Origin of the sequence: Brochothrix thermosphacta DSM 20171 = FSL F6-1036 (assembly GCF_036884295.1) — a bacterium.
Classification (GTDB): Bacteria; Bacillota; Bacilli; order Lactobacillales; family Listeriaceae; genus Brochothrix; species Brochothrix thermosphacta.
This window is the reverse complement of the sequence record NZ_CP145608.1, coordinates 1,877,045-1,902,924: the sequence shown is the minus strand read 5'-3', so window position 1 is coordinate 1,902,924 and position 25,880 is coordinate 1,877,045. Positions and strand designations below refer to the sequence as shown.

At 36.3% G+C, this 25,880-nt stretch carries 24 protein-coding genes; 17 read left to right on the top strand and 7 right to left on the bottom strand.

Going from position 1 to position 25,880, the window contains the following annotated elements; translation table 11 throughout:
• Positions 1 to 165: 165 nt before the first annotated feature.
• On the bottom strand, positions 166 to 666 hold the full coding sequence (locus V6S17_RS09550) for an ISL3 family transposase (RefSeq protein WP_051536015.1): 501 nt from the start codon (positions 664 to 666) through the stop codon (positions 166 to 168).
• Positions 667 to 681: 15 nt separating this feature from the next.
• Positions 682 to 1,257 carry a transposase family protein gene (locus V6S17_RS09545; protein WP_051457470.1) on the bottom strand — a complete coding sequence of 192 codons (576 nt, stop codon included), beginning with the start codon at positions 1,255 to 1,257 and terminating at the stop codon, positions 682 to 684.
• Between the two features lie 687 nt (positions 1,258 to 1,944).
• On the opposite strand from V6S17_RS09545, the gene V6S17_RS09540 reads away from it, so the two are divergent.
• Both V6S17_RS09540 and V6S17_RS09535 read left to right on the top strand, forming a co-directional pair.
• On the top strand, positions 1,945 to 2,070 hold the full coding sequence (locus V6S17_RS09540) for a hypothetical protein (RefSeq protein WP_280512627.1): 126 nt from the start codon (positions 1,945 to 1,947) through the stop codon (positions 2,068 to 2,070).
• A 2-nt stretch (positions 2,071 to 2,072) separates the two neighbouring features.
• The gene (locus V6S17_RS09535; RefSeq protein WP_029092413.1) at positions 2,073 to 3,032 is read left to right on the top strand and encodes an FIVAR domain-containing protein; all 960 of its coding nucleotides are present in this window, start codon (positions 2,073 to 2,075) and stop codon (positions 3,030 to 3,032) included.
• A gap of 333 nt (positions 3,033 to 3,365) precedes the next feature.
• On the opposite strand, the gene V6S17_RS09530 is transcribed toward V6S17_RS09535, so the two are convergent.
• Entirely contained in the window at positions 3,366 to 3,986 is a 621-nt protein-coding gene (locus V6S17_RS09530) for a stage II sporulation protein M (protein WP_051536014.1), read from the bottom strand.
• A 161-nt stretch (positions 3,987 to 4,147) separates the two neighbouring features.
• Between V6S17_RS09530 and V6S17_RS09525 the strand changes: the two genes are divergently transcribed.
• From V6S17_RS09525 to fni, 3 genes are all read left to right on the top strand, one after another.
• The gene (locus V6S17_RS09525; protein ID WP_338515670.1) at positions 4,148 to 5,713 is read left to right on the top strand and encodes a hypothetical protein; all 1,566 of its coding nucleotides are present in this window, start codon (positions 4,148 to 4,150) and stop codon (positions 5,711 to 5,713) included.
• A 206-nt stretch (positions 5,714 to 5,919) separates the two neighbouring features.
• Positions 5,920 to 8,085 carry a DNA topoisomerase III gene (locus V6S17_RS09520; protein WP_036027634.1) on the top strand — a complete coding sequence of 722 codons (2,166 nt, stop codon included), beginning with the start codon at positions 5,920 to 5,922 and terminating at the stop codon, positions 8,083 to 8,085.
• Positions 8,086 to 8,096: 11 nt separating this feature from the next.
• Positions 8,097 to 9,170 (top strand): type 2 isopentenyl-diphosphate Delta-isomerase, encoded by a 1,074-nt coding sequence (fni, locus tag V6S17_RS09515; protein WP_036027633.1) that lies wholly within the window; start codon positions 8,097 to 8,099, stop codon positions 9,168 to 9,170.
• A gap of 425 nt (positions 9,171 to 9,595) precedes the next feature.
• Here fni and V6S17_RS09510 read toward each other — a convergent pair whose 3' ends face one another.
• On the bottom strand, positions 9,596 to 9,964 hold the full coding sequence (locus tag V6S17_RS09510) for a hypothetical protein (protein WP_029092408.1): 369 nt from the start codon (positions 9,962 to 9,964) through the stop codon (positions 9,596 to 9,598).
• 144 nt (positions 9,965 to 10,108) lie between these two features.
• On the opposite strand from V6S17_RS09510, the gene V6S17_RS09505 reads away from it, so the two are divergent.
• The 5 genes from V6S17_RS09505 to pheT all read left to right on the top strand — a co-directional run bounded on the left by V6S17_RS09505 (position 10,109) and on the right by pheT (position 15,583).
• A complete protein-coding gene (locus tag V6S17_RS09505) occupies positions 10,109 to 10,891 on the top strand; it encodes a TrmH family RNA methyltransferase (protein ID WP_029092407.1) in 783 nt (260 codons plus the stop codon).
• Position 10,892: 1 nt separating this feature from the next.
• Positions 10,893 to 11,357: a dUTPase gene (locus tag V6S17_RS09500; RefSeq protein ID WP_029092406.1), complete on the top strand. Its 465-nt coding sequence runs from the start codon at positions 10,893 to 10,895 to the stop codon at positions 11,355 to 11,357.
• Positions 11,358 to 11,451: 94 nt separating this feature from the next.
• Positions 11,452 to 11,793 (top strand): winged helix-turn-helix transcriptional regulator, encoded by a 342-nt coding sequence (locus tag V6S17_RS09495; protein WP_029092405.1) that lies wholly within the window; start codon positions 11,452 to 11,454, stop codon positions 11,791 to 11,793.
• A gap of 325 nt (positions 11,794 to 12,118) precedes the next feature.
• A complete protein-coding gene (gene pheS / locus V6S17_RS09490; RefSeq protein WP_029092404.1) occupies positions 12,119 to 13,162 on the top strand; it encodes a phenylalanine--tRNA ligase subunit alpha in 1,044 nt (347 codons plus the stop codon).
• A gap of 12 nt (positions 13,163 to 13,174) precedes the next feature.
• Entirely contained in the window at positions 13,175 to 15,583 is a 2,409-nt protein-coding gene (gene pheT / locus V6S17_RS09485) for a phenylalanine--tRNA ligase subunit beta (protein ID WP_029092403.1), read from the top strand.
• Positions 15,584 to 15,658: 75 nt separating this feature from the next.
• On the opposite strand, the gene V6S17_RS09480 is transcribed toward pheT, so the two are convergent.
• Positions 15,659 to 16,261, bottom strand: a complete 603-nt coding sequence (locus tag V6S17_RS09480) for a nitroreductase family protein (protein WP_029092402.1) — start codon at positions 16,259 to 16,261, stop codon at positions 15,659 to 15,661.
• Between the two features lie 217 nt (positions 16,262 to 16,478).
• Here V6S17_RS09480 and V6S17_RS09475 point away from each other — a divergent pair, with 217 nt between their 5' ends.
• From V6S17_RS09475 to V6S17_RS09455, 5 genes are all read left to right on the top strand, one after another.
• The gene (locus tag V6S17_RS09475; RefSeq protein ID WP_029092401.1) at positions 16,479 to 17,006 is read left to right on the top strand and encodes a CvpA family protein; all 528 of its coding nucleotides are present in this window, start codon (positions 16,479 to 16,481) and stop codon (positions 17,004 to 17,006) included.
• A gap of 24 nt (positions 17,007 to 17,030) precedes the next feature.
• On the top strand, positions 17,031 to 19,385 hold the full coding sequence (locus V6S17_RS09470) for an endonuclease MutS2 (protein WP_029092400.1): 2,355 nt from the start codon (positions 17,031 to 17,033) through the stop codon (positions 19,383 to 19,385).
• Between the two features lie 121 nt (positions 19,386 to 19,506).
• Positions 19,507 to 19,824: a thioredoxin gene (gene trxA / locus V6S17_RS09465; protein ID WP_029092399.1), complete on the top strand. Its 318-nt coding sequence runs from the start codon at positions 19,507 to 19,509 to the stop codon at positions 19,822 to 19,824.
• A gap of 252 nt (positions 19,825 to 20,076) precedes the next feature.
• On the top strand, positions 20,077 to 20,589 hold the full coding sequence (locus tag V6S17_RS09460) for a matrixin family metalloprotease (protein ID WP_227001963.1): 513 nt from the start codon (positions 20,077 to 20,079) through the stop codon (positions 20,587 to 20,589).
• An 18-nt stretch (positions 20,590 to 20,607) separates the two neighbouring features.
• Complete coding sequence (locus V6S17_RS09455) at positions 20,608 to 21,156, top strand: hypothetical protein (RefSeq protein WP_029092397.1); 549 nt, start codon at positions 20,608 to 20,610, stop codon at positions 21,154 to 21,156.
• Between the two features lie 244 nt (positions 21,157 to 21,400).
• On the opposite strand, the gene V6S17_RS09450 is transcribed toward V6S17_RS09455, so the two are convergent.
• Together V6S17_RS09450 and V6S17_RS09445 are read right to left on the bottom strand one after the other, a co-directional pair.
• A complete protein-coding gene (locus tag V6S17_RS09450) occupies positions 21,401 to 21,544 on the bottom strand; it encodes a hypothetical protein (RefSeq protein WP_154657748.1) in 144 nt (47 codons plus the stop codon).
• Between the two features lie 206 nt (positions 21,545 to 21,750).
• On the bottom strand, positions 21,751 to 22,737 hold the full coding sequence (locus V6S17_RS09445; RefSeq protein ID WP_029092396.1) for a hypothetical protein: 987 nt from the start codon (positions 22,735 to 22,737) through the stop codon (positions 21,751 to 21,753).
• Positions 22,738 to 22,909: 172 nt separating this feature from the next.
• Here V6S17_RS09445 and uvrC point away from each other — a divergent pair, with 172 nt between their 5' ends.
• On the top strand, positions 22,910 to 24,682 hold the full coding sequence (uvrC, locus tag V6S17_RS09440; RefSeq protein ID WP_029092395.1) for an excinuclease ABC subunit UvrC: 1,773 nt from the start codon (positions 22,910 to 22,912) through the stop codon (positions 24,680 to 24,682).
• 159 nt (positions 24,683 to 24,841) lie between these two features.
• The gene (argC, locus tag V6S17_RS09435; protein ID WP_029092394.1) at positions 24,842 to 25,867 is read left to right on the top strand and encodes an N-acetyl-gamma-glutamyl-phosphate reductase; all 1,026 of its coding nucleotides are present in this window, start codon (positions 24,842 to 24,844) and stop codon (positions 25,865 to 25,867) included.
• The last annotated feature ends 13 nt before the right edge of the window (positions 25,868 to 25,880 follow it).

Sequence of the window (25,880 nt, the reverse complement as noted above, 5' to 3'; positions counted from 1 at the left end):
TTTGAAAATGTCGCTATTTTTTTGCGGAAAAATAGGCATCAGTGAAAACTCACCAACACCATAAATTATAGAGCCTTTTGTTATTGCTAATATCGTAACGAAGTTATGAGTGTACGAGAGTAGTATAGGACGGAAGTTTCATCAGAAAGTGAGTACTTTTCATCCTTAGTGTCCGTTTGAATAACGATAGATGAAACTATTATTGATTGCGTGTGAATATTTGCGTAACGTCCCTAGGCTCTTTTTCAAATAGTGAGACACGCTGCTATGTTTTTGGTGAATAAGGGTGTTGTATGCTTCAAAATTACGATGATCAAAGGCAACTGTCAGTTGCTGTACAAGACGATAGATCGCCTTGAATGACTCATCAATGTTAGTCAGATAATCAATAATACCGCGAGAGGTCATCATACATTTGAACAAAGGCGTGTAGCGATACGACGTATCGCTTAGTTCAGTTTCTTTCTTAAGTACAAGTTTCCAATAACGCTTGAGTTTACGATATGTTTTCTGATTTTCTGGACAAGCTGTTTTAAATCGATTCATGAGTTGGATACGAGTTTGAGACAGAGAGCGAACAATCAGTTGTGATAAGTGGAAGCGATCAACAATTAATTTTGCTTTCGGGAATAACTCTTTAACCAGGACATAATAAGGGGCATTCATATCGACAACCACTGTTTAAACTGCGTTTCTGGCAGTTCTAGAATAAGATGAGAAGTAATTTTTAAGAACAGTTAAACGGCGAGAGGGTAAAATATCAATGATTTTATGGGTTGTTGAATCACTAAAAATAACACTCATTTGACTGTCTGCACTTTTCACAGATTTGAACTCATCCATTGAAAGATGTTGTGGTAATGACTGATAAGAAGGTCTAAACTGTTCTTGCAACTGGTGCAATGCTCGAGATACTGTGGTAGTTGAAACGCGGAAGCGTTTAGCAATATCTTTTTCAGAAAGGATGGATTGTCCTTCCACGAGAATACTTTGAATCACATTTTTTGAAATGAAACAGTGTTCTTTGACTAAGTTAGTCTGTGCTGAAAATGTGGTTTGACAGTGTTTACAGAAATAGCGCTGTTTTTTTAAGAAGAGAAACGTCTGATGATTATCGGTTCTATTTAAGGTGATACGCGACGTCTTAACACCGTATTTGATGATGTTAAAATTTGCAGAAGTTTTGCCACAATTAGAGCAGCGCCCTGGGTTATAAGTGAGCGTTCCGAAATAACAAATACTCTCAATACCTTTCACTTTTTGACGAGAACACCAATTTTCAGGAAATTTTATATTTTTATCTTTAATTCCTGTAGAAAATGCGATAGAATGAGTTGTATGAGATATATATAATTCCTCCTTTGGATTGGTTCAGCGACTTTATTTTAAAGGAAATTTATATATGTTTCTATTTTTTTGCGTAAAAATAGTGTTAGCGACATATTTCGTCACCAACACTATAAATTATAGAGCCTTTTTCTGTATATGATTAATTATTGAAACACAAAAGAATACGATTTCTGAAATTAGTGAAATGCTAATATCTTAGAGAATTTAAGAGAGTAAGAGAGTAGTATACGATGGATCTTTGTTGAAATTTTTGCAAATTCATTTGTTTAAAGAGGCAATATGGGACGGAAAGATTCATGGGAAATTGAGTGACATTCCATTATTTCTCGAAGTGCCCATTTTAAAATGATAAAACCCTCTTTTAAAAACTATAAAAAAGTAAAGGAGATCCGTTGTTTTTTTATGATTTAATTTAAGCCATAAAGATAAAGTAGCACAGTAAGCTTTCAATAGAAAACGGCTTAAATCGCAAATAAGATACTTTAAAATAAATGTGATTGGAAACAATTCAACATAATTATAACTAAGAGATATAATTATATTATAGAATTAATACCTTCTTTTAAAAAAATTACGAAGGAGAATAGCACAATTATGAATAAGAAATTAACGAAAGCCATTTTAGCAGGAGCAACATCGGTAATGATTGTAGCACCACAGGTAGCAAGTGCAGTAGAGGTATTTAGTGCGAATACAAGTACAGTCTCAACAAGGCATTAGCAATGGTTGAACGTTCAATCTCAATTTCACGAGCAGATGTTAACAAGCACACGAATAAAGCTACAGCAGTTAAGGTTCAAGGTGTAGGTCTTACAATTTATGCTTACTTCCAAAGTGATGATGGTAAAGAAGTGACATTGTTTGCAGAAAAACCAGATGGTGAAAACTATGTTAAGCGTTTTGCAAAATCTGGAACAACAGACATCAATTTTGATGATGGTAAAACAGCTATTCACCGTGTAAAAGTAAATATTTCGGGTCAAATACCTCAACCAATTGAAAAAGTACTTGTTACTATGAATGGTATTCTTAAAGAAAAGGCTTCTGATAAAGATGAGGTTGTTTTCACCAATGATGCTTTATATGAGAAAGGTTCAACTCAAACTATTAAACCTAGTAGAAACGTTTATGCAGGTTATAAATTACAAGGTATTACAACGCAAGTAAACATTGACAATGCTTCGAAATCTTTAAACACAGCAGTTAAAAACTTAGTTAAGGTAGATATTCCTGCACCATCTTTACCCTTACAATTATCAGTTTTCAAAACAGCAGTGAATAAAGCAAATGCAATTAAAAACGATGGTTACACAAACGCTACATGGACAACATTTAACAATGCACGTAACGCATCAAAAGATTTACTTGTACGAGCAGAAGCACAAAACAACTCACGAGCATTAATCACTCAAGCTCAAATTGATAATTCAGTTAAAACATTAGATAACGCTACTAAGAATTTGAAGAAAGAAGTAAAGGTTGATTTCTCAGCACTTAAAGCAACGGTAACAAATGCTAACAAATTAACATCTAATGGTTATACAAAAGCTTCATTCAACAGTTTTGCTAAGGTTCGTACAGCATCAACAAAAACCTTAAACAATGCTAAAGCAACACAAGCACAAGTTAACAAAGCTAACAAGGGTTTAAATCAAGCAATGACAGCTTTAAAGAAAGTCTAAAGTTAAAAACGATAGTATTGAAATGACGATAGCTCAAGTAAAATAGACGTTTTTAAAATCGTTATAATAAAATCGGTGTTATAGAATAGGTTAGTCAATCGTAATAGTGATGCTTCTATCGTTTTGTTACAGACTAAAAAGATTACGGTAGATCCGCTATAAAAAAAACATCCTCTTTAGGGGAGATTTGGACTTTAGGCCAAAAAGTGTAATTGAAAAAATTAACAACCATTTGGATTGTAGGCTAATGTCTACAATCCTTTTTTTATAAAAAAAGCTGATGACATGATGTCACCAACATAAAATATCAGTAGAGGGTAATGGCAGATATGACTATTTGAAGAGACTGTATATGTAATCAGCAAAATAAGTTTCTAAAAAAGCTGCGAGAATAATTAAAGGAAGAACGATAATCAAGAATTCCTTAACTAGTTGTAAAAATATTTTAAAGAAATAACTAGTTTCGGTTGTTTTTTTAAAGCATTTTTTAACTTTTAATCGAATAACTTTATTAATATCATAGAGTAAGGCTGCTAAAATACAATATGCAAGCATTTCTGTAATGGAGTGAGGTAAGCTAGCAACAAAAATCGGAAGACTTTCAGCAAAGCTTAAATGTAGCATGATACCAAACAGAATACCAGGTATTATGGCTGTTAGTATTAGATTGCAGAGGTATAAGAATGGTATCGGTATCAATGATAAAAAGAACATTTGTAAAGGCACATGTAGTCCGTTATTGACGACGTATACAAATACTTTAGATAAACCAGCTGCATCATTTGAAACTCGATCTAAGTTTTGATTTAATTCGGATAGATTTGGAGTTATAAAGTAACTTATTAAGGTTGTAATAATTGTAATCATAAGTGTTAGCAATAAAAATTGTTTAGTTCTCTTTTGATATTGTTGATGGATTATATTTGTAATTCTACTCACCTCAATGAATTTCATTAATTTTTTGACATGCACCTTAAGTATAGACTATATACAGAAAATCACATAGACAACCATCAAAATGTTAGTTAATAAATATTAAAAAAAGTAAACGTTTCAATATCTTTTTAGATACTATTAAATTAAACTTAAGATAGTACCAAAAAGGAAGAATTTGAATGTTTAAGCTAAGGATATTTGTTTTGATAGGGATTGTACTATTTGCTTTTAGTTATCCAAATTATAGTGTGAGTGCAAAAAACATCACTGACAGTATCGTAACGGATGTTAATTTCAAATCGGATACAACGGCTAAAAATGGTGAAATCTTAACTGAAATAAAAAGTGATAAAAAATTTGTGCTTTCGTACGAATTTGCAATTCCAAAAGGCTCAAACATTGTTGCTGGGGATAAAGCAGTTTTTACAATCCCATCAGAAATTAGATATGATAATATTGAAATGGAAAATGTTGCATTAAAAACAGCTGAAGGTGTTGTTTTTGGAACAGCTACTATTAAAAATGGTTTAGTTAATAAAGATATAATTATTAACAAACCAGATGTGGGATCTGGATCGGGTGCATGGCTCACGAAAAGTGGGAGATACTTAGGCAATCAAAATCCTAAAGATACACTTACATGGCAGATATACATTAATACGTTTGAACAAAAGAAAGTTTTAAACGATGGGTATCTAATTGATACATTAGGCGATGGTTTGACTTTTTTAGGATCGAAAAATAGTGATACAGTTCGTGTCGTTTATGGTCCAAGTACAGCTGAAGCAACGATAGATGAAGATGTTAAGGTTGAATGGACTGGTGCTAAGACTTTTAAAATTCCATTGAGAGATACCGATGAACGAATTTACATTACATATAAAACAAAAACTGATTTATCTAAATCACAATACACTAATAATGCAGAGATATTTGCTAAAGTAGACGGTTCGGACATAGAAGAGTCGCATAATATCCTATCTTACTCAGAAAAATACGGTGCTGAAGGTGGCGGAGGTACCGATCCGAGTACAGAACCAAGTACCGAACCAAGTACCGAACCAAGTACAGAACCGAGTACAGAACCAAGTACAGAACCAAGTACAGAACCAAGTACAGAACCGAGTACCGAACCAAGTACCGATCCGAGTACCGAACCAAGTACCGAACCAAGTACAGAACCGAGTACCGATCCGAGTACAGAACCAAGTACCGATCCGAGTACAGAACCAAGTACCGAACCAAGTACCGAACCAAGTACCGAACCAAGTACCGAACCGAGTACCGAACCAAGTACCGAACCAAGTACCGAACCGAGTACCGAACCAAGTACCGAACCAAGTACCGAACCAAGTACTGAACCAAGTACCGAACCGAGTACCGAACCAAGTACCGAACCGAGTACAGAACCGAGTACCGAGCCAAGTACAGAGCCGAGTACCGAACCAAGTACCGAACCGAGTACCAATCCAAGTACCGAACCAAATACAGAGCCGAGTACAGAACCAAGTACCGAACCAAGTACCGAACCGAGTACTGATACAAGTACAGATTCCAACATAGCTGTGAGCACAGAATCAAGTGCCAATCCAGGTACAGTAGATAATGTTGCGAAGGTAGAAAAAACAGCCTTGCCGCATACTGGGGAAGAAAGTCGTACACCAATTACATTTGTAATAGGGTTAGTACTAATTGTATTTGCTTTTCGACAACTAACAATTGCTAATAGTGAATCAAAACGTTGAAGTTAATATCAATAACAGGGTCAATCTCACGGTAAAGAGTATAATCGTGGGATTGATTTTTTTTGCATGTCTATTGAGAAATACTTAGTATTAATACATTTGTTAACCGAGACTTTCGTGTGAAATAGCTGTGGATATGATAAAATAGGGGAAGACTTTGGCTTGAAAAAAGGCTGAAACATAAAACTGAAGCGGGTGTGAAAATTATGAAATCATTAGTATTGGCTGAAAAGCCGTCTGTTGCACGCGATATTGCACGTGTAATGGGTTCAACTCAAACTAATCGTAATTATATTGATGGGCCAAAATATGTTGTGACATGGGCATTAGGCCATTTAGTGACAAATGCACAACCAGAACAATATGATAATAAATATAAGGAATGGGATTTAAACGTATTACCAATTATCCCACCTCAGATGAAAACAGTCGTTATCAAACAAACAAGTGCGCAGTTTAATGCAGTTAAACGTTTAATTGAACGCGATGATATTAATGAAATTATTATTGCGACTGATTCGGGGCGTGAAGGAGAGCTCGTTGCTCGTTTAATTTTAGATAAATGTAAGCTTAAAAATAAAACGTTGAAACGCTTATGGATTTCATCAGTTACGAATCAAGCAATCAAGCAAGGCTTTAATACGTTGCGTAATGCTAAGGAATTTGAGCCGCTTTATCAAGCCGCATTGGCACGTTCTGAAGCCGATTGGTTAGTTGGAATTAATGCAACACGTGCGTTAACTAAAAAATATGATGCCCAACTTTCATGTGGCCGCGTACAAACACCAACGTTGGCAATGATTGCGCATCGCCAAACGCAAATTCAAAGTTTCAAATCAACGCCTTTTTATGGTCTTGATTTAGCGATTGAAGGCACGACATTCAAATGGTTAAATGCAAACAAACAATCAAGTGTCAAAAACCCTGAAATAGTTAAAGAAATTGCCCAAAAACTTAAAGGCCAGCCAGTCACAATTACGGCGGTTAAAAATAGTGAGAAAAAACAATTTCCTGGGGCACTCTATGATTTAACAACGTTACAACAAGATGCTTATAAGCGTTTTAAGTATTCCGCTAAAGAAACGTTGAAAATTATGCAAACACTCTATGAAACACACAAGGTGTTAACTTATCCACGGACAGATTCGCGTTTTATTTCGGAAGATGTGGTACCAACCTTAAAAGAACGTTTAACAGCAGCTCGGAAATCGAAATTTGGTGAGCAAATCAAAACGGTGTTACGTCAACCAATTAAGGCAAACAGTGGGTTTGTAAATAACGCTAAAGTATCGGATCATCATGCCATTATCCCGACAGAAGAAGCGCCTAACTATTTGAAATTAGGTGCACGTGAACTTGCTATTTATAATTTAGTTGTGGAAAAATTTGTTAGTGTTTTAATGCCGGTAACTGTTTATACAGAGCAAACGATTGAAGCAACAATTAAGGATGAAAGATTCACAGCAAAACATAAAATCGTCACACAATTGGGTTTTAAAGCATTGTATGAAGAAAATACGGTTACAAAAGCTTTGGCATTTAAGCAAGGTGAACGTTATACAACTTATAAACTAGCACAATCAGAAGGTCACACTTCACCACCTGCTTATCTTAATGAAGGAACTTTGTTAAAAGCGATGGAAAACCCAACGACTATCTTCCAAATTGAAGATTCAAAAATGGCAAAAACGTTGAAAGAAACGGGTGGAATTGGTACGGTTGCTACGCGTGCTGATATTATTGAAAAGCTATATGCGTTAAACGTTGTAGAACAAGTTAATGGTGGCTTACGTGCAACAGCTAAAGGACGTCAATTGCTTGATTTAGCACCAGAAAAATTAAAAACACCAGATTTAACAGCTGATTGGGAAGATAAGTTAGCTCGCATTGAAAAAGGGAAATATGCGAAATCACAATTCATTCAAGAAATGAAAGATTATACGCAACAAGTTATTACTGATATTAAAAAGAGTGAAAAGAAATATAAACATGATAATTTGACAGCAACCAAATGCCCGACTTGTGGTAAATTCATGTTGGATATTAAAACGAAAAATGGTAAAATGTTAGTCTGTCAGGATCCAGAATGTAATACTAAGAAAAACGTTGTCCGCACAACTAATGCACGTTGCCCAGAATGTAAGAAAAAATTGCAATTGCGTGGTAAAGGATCTACTGCTGTGTATTCATGTGTATGTGGTCATCGTGAAAGCCAAGAAGCAATGAATAAAAGAATGGACAAAAATAAAAAAAGTCGTGTCTCAAAAGGAGACGTGGCAAAATATATGAAAGCACAAAAACAAGAGGATGAACCTTTCAATAACCCATTAGCAGAGGCGTTAGCGAAGCTGAAGTTATCTGATAAGGATTAGGGGGAATTAAAATGGATGCAAATATAGAACGTCAACGCCGTAAAGACGAACACGTTTATTTTGCGGTTGCTCAGCATCAAACAAAAACGACATCGCAGTTTGATGAATTGGAATTAATCAATGACGCGGTACCAATGCTTAACCTAGCAGACGTTGATTTATCAGGGGAAGTCGCTGGCTTAGAATTTGAAATACCGTTATATATCAATGCGATGACTGGTGGTAGCCCACATACGGGAAAATTAAATGGCCAACTTGCTGAAGTAGCAGCAGCAACAGGTTTAATGATGGCTGTGGGCTCAATGCATGCAGCGATTCGTGAGCCAGAACTAGCATCAACGTATTCGATTGTGCGTGAAAAACATCCGAATGGTGTACTGTTTGCTAATATTAGTGCTGATTTAACACCCGAGCAGGCTCAAAAAGCCGTTGATATTTTACAAGCAGATGCATTACAAATCCATGTGAATGTGGCACAAGAATTAGTGATGAAAGAAGGATCACGTGAGTTCGATCATTGGCTTGATAATATTGCAGCAATTAAAGAGCAAGTGGATGTCCCGATTATTGTCAAAGAAGTAGGTTTTGGGTTAGCACGTAAAACAATTATGCGTTTGCGTGATATCAACGTCGACATTATTGATTTAGCTGGAAAAGGCGGCACTGATTTTGCACGTATTGAAAATGCTCGTCGTCGTGATGGCAAGTGGGATTACTTCAATGACTGGGGTCAAACAACAGCCCAATCTTTAATTGCAATCCAATCACCCAACTATGTAAATATGCCTTACTTTGCTTCAGGGGGTGTGCGTCATCCGTTAGATGCAATTAAATGTTTAGCATTAGGCGCTGAAGCAGTTGGAATTGCGGGTGTAATTTTAGCTTACTTAAAAGAACATGATGTGGAAGAAACCATTGAATGGGTTGAAACATGGAAAGAGCAAATGAAGATGATTGCTGTAATGGTTAACGCTAAAAATCTTTCTAAATTACGTAAAGTTCCTGTAATAACATATGGACGACTTAAAGAATGGGGCGAATTACGTGGAGTTAAGTTGGAACAACTCGCCCAACGATTAATGTAAAAATAACTGAAGCTGTTTAGAAATGAAGGGATTGGAGAAGTATGAGTCGCGATTACTTTGATCGCAAACGAGTATCTTCGAAATTGCTGACAACAAGGTTATAGTTTGATAAATAAAAAACGCTTTACGACACTCACTTATTAATTAGTGATGTGAGGTAATAGCGTTTTTTTTGAGTATAAGGCGTGGAGCTCTTCAGTTATTAGTATGAGAGATGGTGATTTTACGATATTAGCACTGTGCGCTGTAAAAAAGGATTGGTACTCTTAATTTATTAATAGAAGGAGTGGTACTCTTAAAGCATCTAACATGAGGAGTGGTACTCAATTTTCTATGAAAATTTGCGTCCCATACTACTCTCGTAAAGCGAATAAATCCGCTACGATATTAGCACCCATACTGTCCTCATAAAGCTCATCACTTTGCTACGATATTAGTAATCCTAATGGGGCTGCCCAAGAAAATTGACTGTTAGGATAAGTTTCTTCGAGCAATTCATGCATTAAACGCACATCACTGTCTTCAAAACCAGCAATTTCCTCGTAATTAAATGGGGTAATAAAATAATAAGAAGTCACAGTATTTTCGCGAATTTGTGGTGGTGCATGACGGGCTGTAAAAAGAATACCTTTCCAAGTGAAAACAATCTCATCATCACGTGTTTTATAGGCAAACCAATCTTTCTTTTGAGACGCAACAAATAACAGACGACTATCACTCTGTAAATATTTGATTACTACCCAACAGATAAAGACTGCGAATAGTAGTAGCGTGATTGCTAATAAACTGTTCATCTCTTCACCTCTATTCGTTTATGCATTATTCTTGTTGTGTAACACCTCTTGTTCCTTCTATTGTAACTGATATTTGCTATAAATAAAAATAATAAGTTGTGCTATAATTAAAGCACTGTATGAAGGAAAAGGACGTGGAAAGTAATGGAAAGAATTACATCAATTAAAAATGATCGCATCAAAAAATGGCGTAAATTAGCAACAAAAAAAGGTCGCGAAGCAAGCGGTAGTTACCTTGTAGAGGGGATTCATTTAATCGAAGAAGCGATACTTGCTAAACAAACAATTAAAGCATTGATTGTGCGTGATGAAACAAAAATTCCAACAAATTGGAATGTCGATATGTTAGCAAAATACGGTGTAACTCCGCAAGTAGCGGATGCTTTAGCTGAAACAAATTCAACACAAGGTTTATTTGCAGAGATTGAAATGATTGAGAGTAATTCTGATATTGATGCGATGAATTTTGTTTTAATAATGGATGAAGTACAAGATCCAGGTAATATTGGTACGATTATTCGTACGGCAGATGCAGCTGGCTATGATACGGTGGTATTGGGTAAAGGAAGTGGAGATATCTACAACCCTAAAGTCGTACGTGCAACTCAAGGGAGTTTATATCATATCAATGTTGTTGCAGGTGTTGATTTAACAGAATTTATTCCGGCCCTACAAGAACAAGAAGTACCTGTTTTTGGTGCAGTGCTTGATGCAGAAGCAAAACGACATTATCAAATTGATCCATTAGAGCGTGTAGCTCTAGTTGTTGGTAACGAGGCACAAGGTATTAATGCTGAAATCATTGAAAAATTAGATGAAAAAGTGTATATTCCAATTTATGGTAAGGCTGAGTCCTTAAACGTAGGAGTTGCAACCGGAATACTTGCCTACCATCTAGCAGATCATAATGACAGAGAGAAGGTATAATATGAAAACAAGAGGCTTTGAAGCAGTTCCCACACAAAATCGTAAATACCCAGAAGTCACAATCAAGTTACCAGTTCGTGCAGACAGCCGTTCAGCAGGGTATGATTTTAGCTCAAATGAAACAGCAACGATTGCACCTGGACAAAAACATTTATTTTGGACAGATGTTTGTTCTTATATGTTAGCGGATGAAGTGCTTGAAATATATGTGCGTTCTTCGATTGGTATTAAGAAAAATCTTACAATGGCTAATACAGTTGGTATTATTGATTCTTCTTATTATGCTAATGAAGGAAACTATGGCAATATTGGTATTTGTTTAGTGAATCATTCTGAAGAAACTGTAACAATTGAAGCGAGCGAGCGCATTGCACAAGGAATTTTTAAGAAATATCTTGTAGCGGATGAAGATGTAACCTTAAATACTACACGTTCAGGTGGGATGGGTAGTTCGGGTTCGAAGTAACTTACAAAAAACAAGTCGTATCTTATTAGATAGTGGCTATCTTTATGGGTGTTGTGTTATAATAAAGAAAAACTTAACAAAGAGGTGAAGAATAATGACAACTTCAATGGTATTATGTCCTAAGTTTGAAGAAGCTTTTCAACTTTTAGGTAAACGTTGGACAGGTCTAATTGTCGAAGTGTTATTAAACGGAGACTGTCGTCGCTTTAAAGAGATATCAGAGTTAATCCCTAATATGAGTGACCGTGTTTTAGCAGAGCGCTTAAAAGAACTCGAAGCGAAAGACATTGTAGAGCGAAAAGTTTATCCAGAAACACCTGTTCGAATTGAATATATTTTGACACCTAAAGGGAAAGACTTACAAAAAGCAACAAAAGATATTCATGAATGGGCCGAAAAATGGATTGATTCACCGCAAGAGGTAGTTGAAAATTAATGATAGACCCAGTATAATGGAAGAATAGCTAAATAGTCAGACTATGAAAGAGCATAAGGCGTTTGTGAATAATGACAGGAAAGGGCATCATTGACTGAGAGTGCCCACATTGGAAGCAAGCTTACCGTTCAACTCTGGAGTCGCCAGCGGGACCATGTTAACGAACATGTAAAGTTGGCCGGTTGTAGTAATACAGCCGTTATCTCAATGAAGTGAAAGGGCCTATGCTCTTTTATCAGGGTGGTACCGCGATGAACCTCGTCCCTTTTTGGAGACGAGGTTTTTTATTTTGTCCAAAGGTTCAAACATTCAAAGGAGGATTACCATGAGTATAGATAAATTGAAGAATCTTAAAGAAGAAGCAGTAAAAGCAATTGAAGCAGTGATTGATTTACCGCAATTAAACGATGTACGCGTGAAGTTTTTAGGTAAAAAAGGCCCAATGACTGAAATTATGAAAGGTATGAGTAAACTTTCTAATGAGGAGCGCCCGTTGATGGGGAAAGTTGCTAACGAAGTCCGTGAAGCAATCACTACTGCAATGGATGAAAAACATTCAGACTTAGAAGCGCTTAAAATTGAAAAACAGTTGGCTCATGAAAGCATTGATGTTACTTTACCAAGTCGTGAAGTTAAAACTGGCTCATCACATATTTTAACGCAAGTTGTAGAACAACTTGAAGATTTATTTATCGGAATGGGTTATTCAATTGTTGAAGGACCAGAAGTGGAGCAAGATCATTATAACTTTGAAATGTTAAACTTGCCAAAAGACCATCCAGCACGTGATATGCAGGACACATTCTATATTACTGATGAAGTCCTAATGCGTACACATACGTCGCCTGTACAAGCTCGTACAATGGAGAAACATGACTTTGCCAACGGACCTATCAAAATTGTCTGTCCTGGAAAAGTTTATCGTCGTGATAGCGATGATGCTACACATTCACATCAATTTACTCAAATTGAAGGCTTGGTCATCGATAAACACATTACGATGTCCGACTTAAAAGGCACATTGACTGCTTTTGCTAAAAAAATGTTTGGTGAAGAGCGCGAAATTCGTTTGCGTCCAAGTTTCTTCCCATTCACTGAACCTTCTGTTGAAATGGATATCTCATGTTTCAAATGTGGTGGGTCAGGCTGTAACGTATGTAAAGGTACAGGCTGGATTGAAGTTCTCGGAGCAGGAATGGTACATCCCAACGTCTTAGAGATGGCTGGAATTGATTCATCATTATACGGTGGTTTTGCATTTGGTATGGGACCTGATCGTATTGCAATGTTAAAATACGGCGTTGATGATATCCGTCACTTCTACACGAACGATGTCCGCTTTTTAGAACAATTCAAAGTGAAAGATTAAGGAGGAAATAATATGTTTGTATCATATAAATGGTTGCAAGAATACTTACCAAACTTAAATCAAGAGGCAAAAGCATTAGGCGAAGTGATTTCGCGTACGGGGATCGAAGTGGAAGATGTGTTTAACTACGCAGATGGTATTAAAAAAGTTGTTGTAGGTCATGTTGTAACATGTGAACAACATCCTAATGCTGAAAAATTGCATAAGCTCACTGTTAACGTTGGCGAAGAAGAGCTAGCAGAAATCGTCTGTGGCGCACCTAATGTTGCAGTGGGACAAGATGTTATCGTAGCCTTACCAGGTGCTCGTTTACCAGGTGGTATTAAAATTAAAAAAGCTAAATTACGTGGCGAAGTCTCTAATGGTATGATTTGTGCCTTACAAGAGCTTGGTATCGATGGTAAAGTTGTGCCTAAAGCATTTGTAGAAGGTATCTATGTGTTCACTGAAAAACAAACACCGGGTACAGATGTGCTCGAATTATTAGGATTAAATGATCCGATTTTAGAATTAGGAATTACTCCAAACCGTTCTGATGCATTGAGTATGCGTGGCGTTGCTTACGAAGTCGGCGCAATTACAGCTGAAAAACCAGTATTAACAGTGCCAGAAGTTACGACTGTTTCGACACAACAAACTGCTGACTTGTTAGCTTTAAATGTTGAAAATACGGTGGATACACCTTATTACAGCATTGCAATTGCTGAAAATGTCGTCATCAAAGAATCACCATTATGGTTACAAGGGAAATTGATGAAAGCAGGTATTCGTCCACATAATAATGTTGTCGATATTACTAACTACATCTTATTAACATATGGCCAACCCTTACATGCATTTGATTTTGATACATTAGCGGGCAAAGATGTTTCTGTTCGCCGTGCAAAAGCAGATGAAGCTTTTACAACATTAGATAGTGTTGAACGCACGTTATCAGAAAAAAACCTTGTGATTACAAGCAATGACACACCAATTGCCATAGCAGGTATTATGGGTGGTCTTGCTAGTGAAGTCACTGCCAAAACAACTCGTGTGGCGCTTGAAACAGCATTGTTCCAGCCAACTGTGACACGTTTATCTGCTAAAGCTGTCGGTATTCGTAGTGAAGCAAGTATGCGTTTTGAAAAAGGGATGGATTATTTTGTTGCTGAACAAGCTCGTCAACATGCGTTGGCATTGTTAGTTGAGTTAGCGGATGCAACAATTTTAGCAGAGCCATTAACAATCGATCACCGCGAACCATTTGAAGTGACACTACCACTAGATGTTAAACGTGTGAATCATGTACTTGGTACAGCAATGACAGTTACAGATGTTGCTGAAGCATTTGATCGCTTACAATTTGAAACGACACATGAAGGTAACGTCTTTATGGTAACTGTGCCATCTCGTCGTCCTGATATTTCGATTGAAGCAGATTTATTGGAAGAAGTTGGGCGTATTTATGGTTATGATAATTTACCAAGCACATTACCAAAAGGTGAAGCAACTCCTGGTAAATTAAATTACCGTCAACAAAAAACACGTGAAATCCGTCAATTACTTGAAGGAAATGGTTTTTACCAAGCAATCACTTATGGCTTAGAAACAGAAGCCAAAGCGGGTTACTTAGCACTGAAAGAAACACATTTAACAAAATTAGCAATGCCAATGAGTGAAGAACATTCACACTTGCGTACAAGCTTGGCTGCGGGATTATTAGATGTTGTCGCATATAACGTTGCCCGTCGTCAAAGCAATGTTGCTTTCTATGAAATTGCCCGTGTTTTTTATGGCAATGAAACGGATCGTCCAACGGAAGAAGAACATTTAGCAGGTGCTGTAACAGGTTTATGGGAATCAACACCTTGGCAAAAAATTGCCCGTCCCGTCGATTTCTTCGATGTAAAAGGGATGATTGAAGCGGTTGTAAGCACATTAGGATTAGTCGCACCCCTTCGTTTTGAAGCAACTAAAAAGGCAGAACTTCACCCAGGTCGTGCAGCAGCTATTTATCTTGGTACAGAAGAAGTAGGTTATTTAGGACAATTACATCCATCAGAAGCTGCGCGTTTAGACTTGCCAGAAACATATGTGTTTGAACTTAACTTGCAAGCTTTATTAGCAGCTGATAAAGTGGAGAAAAATTACCATGAAATGCCACGTTTCCCTGCTAGCCAACGTGATATTGCTGTATTGGTTAACAATGAAGTAACAAATGCTACTTTAGAAGATATTATTAAAGAAAATGCAGGAGGTCTATTGAAGCACATCGTCTTATTTGATGTCTTTGTTAATGATAAAATCGGTAACGATAAAAAATCAATGGCCTACAATTTGACTTACTTTGATCCAAGTCGTACATTGACAGACGAAGAAGTAAGCGCATCTTACGATAAGATTGTCGTTGCTTTGGAAGCAATTGGAGCAGAGATTCGTTAAACGCTCAATTTAAATGATAAAAAAACCCCTGTAGCGTTTTTAGCTACAGGGGTTTTATATCAAAGAAGCTGTTAATTATTCACCGTAAACTTTTACACGGTCAGCAATTGGAGCGAATTCTTTTTCGCCAGCAGGAGCTGCAATGTTACCAAAAGGCATTTGAGCTGTTAATTTCCATTCAGCTGGAATGTTCCATGCTTCAGCAACTTGAGCTTCAATAAGGTTGCTATAGTGTTGTAAAGAAGCACCAACGTTTTCTTGAGCAAGTGCAGTCCATACTGAGAATTGTGAAATTCCAGCAGCTTGTTCTGACCAGATAGGGAAGTTGTCAGCATAAAGTGCAAATGCTTCTTGTAAACCTTTAACAATGCTTGTATCTTCAAAGAATAATACAGTACCAACGCCAGCATCAAAAGAATTGATTTTAGCTTCAGTATCAGCAAAAGCAGCTTCAGGTGTTACTTTACGAAGTGCGTCTAATACGAGGTTCCATAATTTAGTGCTTTCTTCACCGTATAAAACAACAGCTTTTGTTGTTTGAGAGTTAAAAGCAGAAGGTGCATGAGCAATAGCTGTTTGAATTGTTTCAGTAATTTGAGCGTTGCTCAATGTAGTGTTTGCATCCAATGCATAGATTGAACGACGGTTTTGAATAGCATTTAAAAATGTGTTTGACATAATGAAAACCCCTTTAAATTTAATTTATTGTTCCTTACTTACAATAGTATAGCTTCTATCCTTTGATATGTAAAGTGAAAAATAAAAAAAGTTTTTAAAAAAATGAAAAAGACTTAAATTATGCTGAGTTTAAACATTAAGCTTATGAGATGTGAGCTGAGACTGGTATAATGTAAAGAGAGTTATTTTAAATAGCTATCCAGAAAGGAAGAGGTCAATGGTACTGAATATTATTATAGCCCTGTTGCTTTTTTCCGGAGTTGTCGTTGGAATGAAGCGCGGTGCAGTATTGTACATCCTTAATTTTATAGGACTAATTGTTGTTTTAATCATATCGTATATGTATTACCGTCCCTTTGCACGTCATTTGGACTTTATAAAGTTTAATGTTGATAAAGAGTCAGCGTTATCCTTTTTAAATAGTGAACTTGTATTTTACAATGTGATTGCATTTTTAATATTGTTTATTATTAGTTCAATTGTTGTTAAAACGATTATTAGAATGATTAATTCAATTGCCAACCTGCCGGTATTAAAGCAATTAAACGGCTTGATTGGTGGAGTACTAGGATTTGTTATTCATTATGCAGTTATTTTTATGGGACTTTATCTCATACTCTTATTTCCAAATGAGATGATTCAAAATGCATACAACAAGTCAGATGTCGCACAGTGGGTCATTATGAAAACGCCCATTTTATCAGATTATTTTTATCACTGGATGATTCAGTCGAAAATAATTTAATGTATTGTAATGGAAGGTGAGAAAATGAATAAGAAAGTAGAAGTTGTTTTAGAATTTGAAAAAATTAAACAAAGCTTGATTGAACAAGTAGTTTCAAGCTTAGGTGAAAAATATATCCGCACGTTAAAACCTGCGACAGATATTGAAACTGTACAGGAACGTTTAGCACAAACGGATGAAGCTGCAAAGGTTTTACGCCTGCGTGGTGAGGCGCCTTTAGCGGGCATACATGATGTGGGAATGGCGCTTAAACGTCTGGAAATTGGGGCGGATTTAAACGGTACAGAACTGTATCAAGTGGCTCGTAACTTACAAGTTGCCCGTTTATTCAAACAATTTATTATGCAGTTTGAAGCAGGTGGTATTGATATGCCTGCGTTAACAGCCTTAGCAGAAACCTTAGTACCGTTGGAAGACATTGAAAAACAAGTGCTGGATGCAATTGATGAAACGGGTTATGTAACGGATAGTGCTAGTCTCGATTTGCGAGCAATCCGAGGAGCTTTAGTACGTTCAGAAGGAAATGTTCGTGAAAAACTAGAAGGAATCGTGCGTTCTAAATCCGCAAGTAAGATGTTATCGGATAGTATTATTACCATTCGTAATGACCGTTATGTCATCCCCGTTAAAATTGAGTATAAGAGTCAATTTGGCGGTATTGTGCATGATCAATCAGCATCAGGTCAAACGCTTTTCATCGAGCCACAAGCTGTTGTTGAGCTTAACAATGAACGACGTGAACTACAAGTAAAAGAACGTCATGAAGTGGCACGTATTTTAAAAGAACTATCTGCAGCGGTTGAACCCTATTCAGCGGATATTTCTGAAAATACAAAACAGCTTGGGTTTTTTGACTTTACATTTGCCAAAGCGCGCTTAGGTAAAAATATGTCTGCTGTCACACCCATTATGAATGACGAACTACGTGTTAACTTAATACAAGCACGTCATCCGCTCATTAATCCTGATGATATCGTACCAAATGATATTTATGTTGGTGGCGATTTTAATGCGTTAATTATTACGGGTCCGAATACCGGTGGTAAAACAATCACTTTAAAAACATTAGGTTTATTAGCAATGATGGCACAATCTGGTTTACAAATTCCGGCAGAAGTTAATTCTGAGTTGCCTATTTATTCACGAATTTTTGCTGATATTGGTGATGAACAGTCGATTGAGCAATCATTATCAACGTTTTCTTCACACATGACCAATATTGTACAAATCTTTAAAGAAGTTGATGAAAAAAGTTTAGTCTTATTTGATGAATTGGGAGCTGGAACCGATCCACAAGAAGGTGCCGCATTAGCAATTTCAATTCTTGATGCAATGAATCAAACAGGTGCACAAATTATGGCAACAACACATTATCCTGAATTAAAAGCGTTTGCTTATAACCGTAACTATACGATGAATGCATCCGTTGAATTTGATGTGGAAACACTCCGACCGACGTATCGTTTGCAAATTGGTATTCCAGGGCGAAGTAATGCCTTCGATATCTCACAACGTTTAGGTTTGCCGGACGATGTTATTGAAAATGCACGTGGGCTTGTTGATGAAGATAGCGCAGATTTAAATAACATGATTGCCGAGTTAGAAGATATGCGTCAACAAGCAGAAGTCCGTTTTGAAGAAGCTGTGGAAACAGTTCAAGAAGCGAGCGTTTTAAAACGTGAACTTGAAGAGGCTTTGGCTGAGTATGAGGTCAATAAAAATCGTTTGTTAGAGCATGCAAATTCGAAGGCAAATGCTGTCATTTTAAATGCTGAAGAAACAGCAGACAAAATTATTAAAGAATTGCGTGAGATGCAACAACAACAGCGGAGTAATCTTAAGGATCATGAATTAATTGAACGTCGCCATCAACTATCAGAGGCACGTCCTAAAACCTTGAAAAAAGGTCCGATTGTAAAACCTAAAAAAGTGAATCATGAATTTGCTCCTGGTGATACGGTTCGAATTGAATCTTTAGGACAAAAAGGTGAATTATTAAATCGTATTGATAAGAAGAGTTGGCAAGTTCAAGTCGGTCATATGAAAACCACAATTAAGGAAAATAATATGACTTATGTTGAAACTGAGAAACCAAAAGAACAACGCTTTTTAACAACGATTAAGCGTGATAGCCATGTGAAAACAGAGTTAGACTTACGAGGTCAACGTTATGAGGATGCAGTACATCAGCTTGATAAGTACTTAGACGAAGCTTTGCTCGCAGGTTATGCACAAGTATCAATCATACATGGTAAAGGGACAGGGGCATTACGTCAGGGCGTACAAGATTACTTGAAAGGTCATCGCCTTGTGAAAAGTTATCATTATGGCGCTGCTAATGAAGGTGGTAACGGTATGACAGTTGCTGTTTTAAAGTAAGCAAAAAAATAGACGTCTTGAAACTAACGATGCTATACTAGGTCAATAAAGGAGAGATTATCACTTGTGTTTATAAAGAGATAATCGTACTATTTTTATACTTAAAAGGGAGGCAATATATATGAGTAACGTTTATGAAGTATCAGATGCAACATTTGTAGAAGAAACAAAAGAAGGTTTAGTTTTAGTTGATTTTTGGGCACCTTGGTGTGGACCTTGTCGTATGGTTGCGCCAGTGTTAGATGAAATCAGTGAAGAACTTGGCGATAAAGTGAAAATTGTCAAAGTTAATGTTGATGATAATCCTGATACATCTAAAGAGTTTGGTATCATGAGTATTCCAACTTTATTAGTGAAACAAAACAATGAAGTAAAAGAAACAATTATTGGTTACCGTCCAAAAGAAGAGTTGGATGAAGTAATCGCAAAATATCTCTAAGTAACTGAATAAGCTGTAGAAAACTTAGTCGAAAGACGATTAAGGCAGTGTCATAAGACTGAACAGAATGGAGTAATCCATTCTGTTTTTTTTTGTTTTGAAAAGTTAAAAGTAACTAAACATCACTACAAATAATGGGAAAGTGTTCTTTTTTCACTGTTAGAGGGTATAAAATAACAGGGGTTAGTGGGAGGATATACTATTTTAGTTTCATACAGTGAGTTGTTCTGTAGATGAAAGGAGTGGTATATTTTGAAGAAGTATTGGAGATTAAGTTTTCGAGTAACACTTATTATAATGGTTTTAATGAGTATTATTTTAGTAGCACCACAAAATGCATCAGCGGCTAAAGTGAAATTAATTAGCTGGAATTTAGTTAATAAAAAGAAACAGCTTAATTGGGATGGAAAAACCAGCTACCAAAAAGAATTTAATTTTGGTGTGGGAGTCTGGAACAAATATAAGAAGGGTGTTATTAGAAAAAAAACGGCTAAAGTAACTGCGGATGCGCGTTTATCGGATTATTCCAAAAAGGAACCTATTGTAGCTGTAACATCCTCTCGAGGTACCATGAAGTTTAACAGATATAATATGAAAAAATTGACCTTAAACCAAAGACGTAATGTGATGATACATGAATTAGGTCATGCGTTGGGTTTAGCTCATAACACTAAAGATGATGTTATCTTTTCATATGTTACATCACGCATAACTTTAAGTGGCAATGATAAAGCATCTTACAATGCAGCTTATCGGAAATATTAGAGAGGAGTGACGGGAGCAATGGAGCCACAATCTAAGATGAAATCAAAGTTTATTTATGTATTAGCTATCGTTATAAATGTGCTTTTTTTGGCAGGTTGTCAAACAACGGTTTTAGATCAAGAAGATTTGCCAATTGAACCGTTACATGCTGTTTATGCAATTGATATGGCAGATGAGCAAGCAGTAGTAAAGCAAGCAGATTATGTGTTTGTTGCTAAGGTAAAGACGAAGGGTGCGGTTGAATATGATGAAGAAAATTTCCCCACCACTGAGTACCAAGTGGACATCTTACATAATTTAAAAGGAAAATTAAAGAGAGAGGAAAAAATTATAAAGTCCGGTGGTATTAGTCGCGAAGGTGATAAGTTAATGTTATTTGAACATGATCGCTTGCCACAAAAAGAAAAGTTGTATCTATTTATCGCTTATAAACAAACGGATGGTGGAGTGTTAGTCAGTGGTGCAAACTCAACATTAGCAATTGAAGCAAGTAATAACGCGACAATTAAAGATGACAAAACGTATCAACTATATGATAAAGCTGTTCGTAAAACAGAGATTCATTAAGCTCTTACTACAGTGTTATTTTCAATTTTGAGTAATGTCATCAACATTGCTCTTTTTTGTGTAAAAAAAGATAGTATCGAAAAAAGGACACTCAGTGATGTAACTGAATGTCCTTAAGAAATGGTATTATTAAGCAACTAAAATCGCAACGATGAAAGTAAAGGTTTGGTACTCTGAAAACAACAACATAAGGTTTGGTACTCAATTTCTGGCGAAATTTCCGTCCCATACTGTCTTTGTAAGCTCATATCTTCGCAACAATGTCAGCACCCATACTATCCTCGTAAGCAAATAAATTCGCAACAATGTCAGCACCCATACTATCCTCGTAAGCAAATAAAATCGTAACGATGAAAGCGAAGGATTGGTACTCTGAAAACAACAACATAAGGTTTGGTACTCAATTTCTGATGAAATTTCCGTCCCATACTGTCTTTGTAAGCTCATATCTTCGCAACAATGTCAGCACCCATAATATCCTCGTAAGCAAATAAATTTGCAACGATGAAAGCGAAGGATTGGTACTCAATTTCTGGCGAAATTTCCGTCCCATACTATCCTCGTAAGCAAATAAATTTGCAACGATGATAGTAGTTACTGATAAGAGTCGATAAAGGGGCTCAATTCATTTTTCAAAAAGCGATACCATTTGCGAATGGTTGAAATTGAAACGTTGTAGCGTTGAGCGACTTGGTTTTGTGTTTCATGCGCACCAAATAGGAACGGTTCTTGTTGTAGTAAATAAGTGACGGCTGCTGCAAGAGAGTTAATATTAGCATTTTTCAGCTCAGACGATGTCGTCATTTGTTGAAAAACTTCTCCTAATAAATGGCGAGCAACATGTTGTTCTTCATCAGATGAATAATGTTGAAATTCATTTTCTAATAACAATAATGCTTCATATTTAAGCAAACCATTATCAATAAAACTTTTTATATCATCACTATCATTTTCTAGATGGAAATCAAGTGTAAACGTTAAATTGAAAAATAGTTGTTGTTGCTTAGTTAAAGCAGGGTTTAATCCCGTATGTGGTGCGGCATTTAAAAGTGAAAAAATTAAACGTTCTTCCGCAGTCCCTAAAGTTATCGTATTTTCAAGCGCATAATAGTAATTTTTTTCTCTTACAAGTGTCATATGAAACAATTGGTCCAATTGTTTATCATTGTATAGTGATAAACCGTTTAATGTGCGATGATTAACGAGGTATTCGTTTGTATCAAGGTGATTGTAGATCAACCAGTTATTTTCAGGTGTTTGTTCTAGCACATCAAATAAGCTGATAACACTGTCATCAAACCAATGAGCAACACGTTCTATCTGATATTCAGGGATTTTCAAACCACTGACAATTTGTTCATAGATAATTTTACCCATCGCATGCTCGGAAAAATAGCTGGCTAATAATGTTGATAATAAAGAGTTTAAAGTTTCATCAGAAAATGGTTCGAGATAATCGGAATATGTTAAAAAATCATCATCCTGCTCGAGATAATGCTGTATATAGGTCTCACAAATTGAGCGCCACACCAGTTGACGATCAACGGGAGCGTTCGTTTGGAATGAGAGGATGTCGTTCATGAGGAAAGCCTCTTTTCTATTTTTGTTTATTATAGTCATTATCTTACAGACTCTGAACGGTTGCAAGCTAATCATATCAAAAAAATCATTTAATCGAAAAAGAAGTGACAGTCTCTATAGTTGCGACAGTAACCAACTGTGAGTATACTTTGTAATATAGGAGTGTTTAGCCATGAATGAATTAATAAAACATAAATTAGAATTTTTACCAGATTTACCAGGCTGTTATCTAATGAAGGATTCCAACGGTACGATTATTTATGTTGGGAAGGCCAAAATACTTAAAAATCGCGTGCGTTCATATTTTACAGGTACTCATAATGGTAAAACACAACGTTTAGTTGCTGATATTGTTGATTTTGAATATATCGTTACACAATCAAATGTTGAGGCTTTATTGTTAGAAATCAATTTAATAAAAAAACATGATCCGAAATATAATATTATGTTGAAAGATGATAAAACGTATCCGTATATTAAGATTACGAATGAACGTCACCCACGTTTAGTCATTACTCGAAAAATATTGAACGATAAAGGTAAATATTTTGGACCTTATCCGAATGTATCGGCAGCTAATGAAACAAAAAAAATTCTTGATAAGTTGTATCCATTGAGAAAATGTAAGGCAATACCGGGACGTCCTTGTTTATATTATCACTTGGGCCAATGCTTAGGTCCTTGTGTAAACACCGTATCGACTGCCACATATAACGATATGATTGTGAAGATTGCTAAATTTTTAAATGGTGGTCATCAAGCTGTCGTCAAACAGTTGCAATCGAAGATGGCTGCAGCAGCTGAAACACTTGATTTTGAAAAAGCTGCAGAATACCGTGATCAAGTGGAGAGCATTGAAATGACTATTCAAAAACAAACAATGACATCGAACGATTTTACAGATCGTGATGTATTTGGTTATGCGGTTGATAAAGGCTGGATGTGTGTGCAAGTTTTCTTTGTGCGTCAGGGTAAATTGATTGAACGTGATGTGTCGCTCTTTCCGATTTATGATGAAGCTGCTGATGAGTTTACTTCGTACATCGCACAGTTTTATAAACGTGCCAATCATTTGTTACCTCAAGAAATATTTTTACCGGATTCTGTTGAAAATGAATTGATTGAAGAATTGTTAGAAGTGCCATGTTTGGTTCCACGTCGTGGTAAAAAGAAAGATTTAACGGTATTAGCGCATGAAAATGCCAGTATTGCATTAAAACAAAAATTCTCATTGATTGCTCGTAATGATGAGCGAACAATTGGTGCGGTTGAAGAATTGGGCGAAGCCATGTCAATCCCCACGCCACGTTTAATTGAAGCATTTGATAACTCAAATATTCAAGGGACAGATCCTGTTTCAGCGATGGTCTGTTTTGAAGATGGGCGACCTTCACGTTCTAAATACCGTAAATATAAAGTGAAAACAGTTGATGGACCTGATGATTATGCAACAATGCGTGAAGTTGTACGACGCCGCTATTGGCGAGTTTTAAAGGAACAATTACCGATGCCTGATTTAATTTTAATTGATGGTGGTAAAGGGCAGGTAGATGTTGCCAAAGATGTTTTGCAAAATGAATTAGGAATTGATGTACCTGTTGCAGGAATGGCGAAAGATGATAAGCATAACACTAGTTATCTAGTGTTCGGTGATCCGCTAGATGCAATGTATTTAAATCCACGTTCAGAAAGCTTCTATCTATTGCAACGTATTCAAGATGAAGTCCATCGTTTTGCAATAACGTTCCATCGAAAATTGCACAGTAAAAACAGTTTTAGTTCAAAACTAGATGGAATAGAGGGTATTGGACCTAAACGTAAACAAAAATTATTAAAACATTTTGGTTCTATTCAAAAAATGAAAGAAGCGCCTAATGAAGAGTTTACAAAAATTGGGATACCACAAGCAGCAGTGGAACGTTTGAAAATACAGCTTAATCAATAAATAAGTAGGCAACAAATTTGTAGATGTATACAAGTTTGTTGTCTTTTTTTATACAAAATAACCAAAATCAGCCTATTCTGAATAATGTATAAATATGTAACTTGACTTTATAATTATGCATAGTTATACTAAGGTATATTCTTTTTTAGGAGGGGTCATGTGAAAGTAGCAATTGTTGGAGCAACAGGTTATGGTGGCTTGGAATTAATCCGTTTGATTAGTCAACACCCTCAACTGACATTAAATTCACTGCATAGTTTACGAGGTGACAACGAATTATTATCCACTATTTATCCACTGGTGCAACAGACACCTTATGATTTAGCAGTCGAACCATTTGAGCCAGTTAAAATTTCAAAGGAAGCTGATGTTGTCTTTTTTGCCACACCAGCAGGCATTGCAAAAGATTTAATTCCGCAGTTGGATTTGAAAAAAATCCAAGTGATTGACCTATCAGGTGATTTGCGCTTAGAAAAGCGTGAAGACTATGAAAAATGGTATCAAAATGAAGCTGCATCACAAGAGTTGATCAATCAAGCTGTTTATGGTTTAAGCGAATGGCATCATGATAAATTACAGGGTGCAATGCTTATTTCAAATCCTGGGTGTTATGCTACTGCTATTTTATTAGGGCTCACACCGCTCTATGAGAAATTAGACATTCCATCAGTAATTATTGACGCAAAATCAGGTGTTTCAGGTGCTGGAAAAGCCTTATCAGAAGCCACGCATTTTATGCAAACACATGATAATCTACAGCCATATAAGATGAATGCGCATCAGCATCTACCCGAAATTGAACAACAATTAGGTTGGGTGAATGAAGCAGTTGATCCACTAACAATGACCACACAATTGCTTCCGATTGCAAGAGGATTAATGGCGGTAATGTATGTGACGACAACTTTAAGCACATCAGCGATAAAAAAAATATATCAAGACCGTTATGCTACTGATCCGTTCATTAGATTATCGGGTGAAAAGATGCCTACCATTCAACAAGTAATTGGGAGTAATTATTGTGATATTGGTTGGCATAAAGATGAACGAACAGGTCGTCTGACAGTTGTCACTGTGATAGATAATCTTTTAAAAGGCGCAGCAGGACAAGCGGTACAAAATTTAAATATCAGTCAGGGCTGGGATGAAACCTTAGGTTTACCGATTGTCCCGATGTTTACATAAGAAAAGAGGGAGC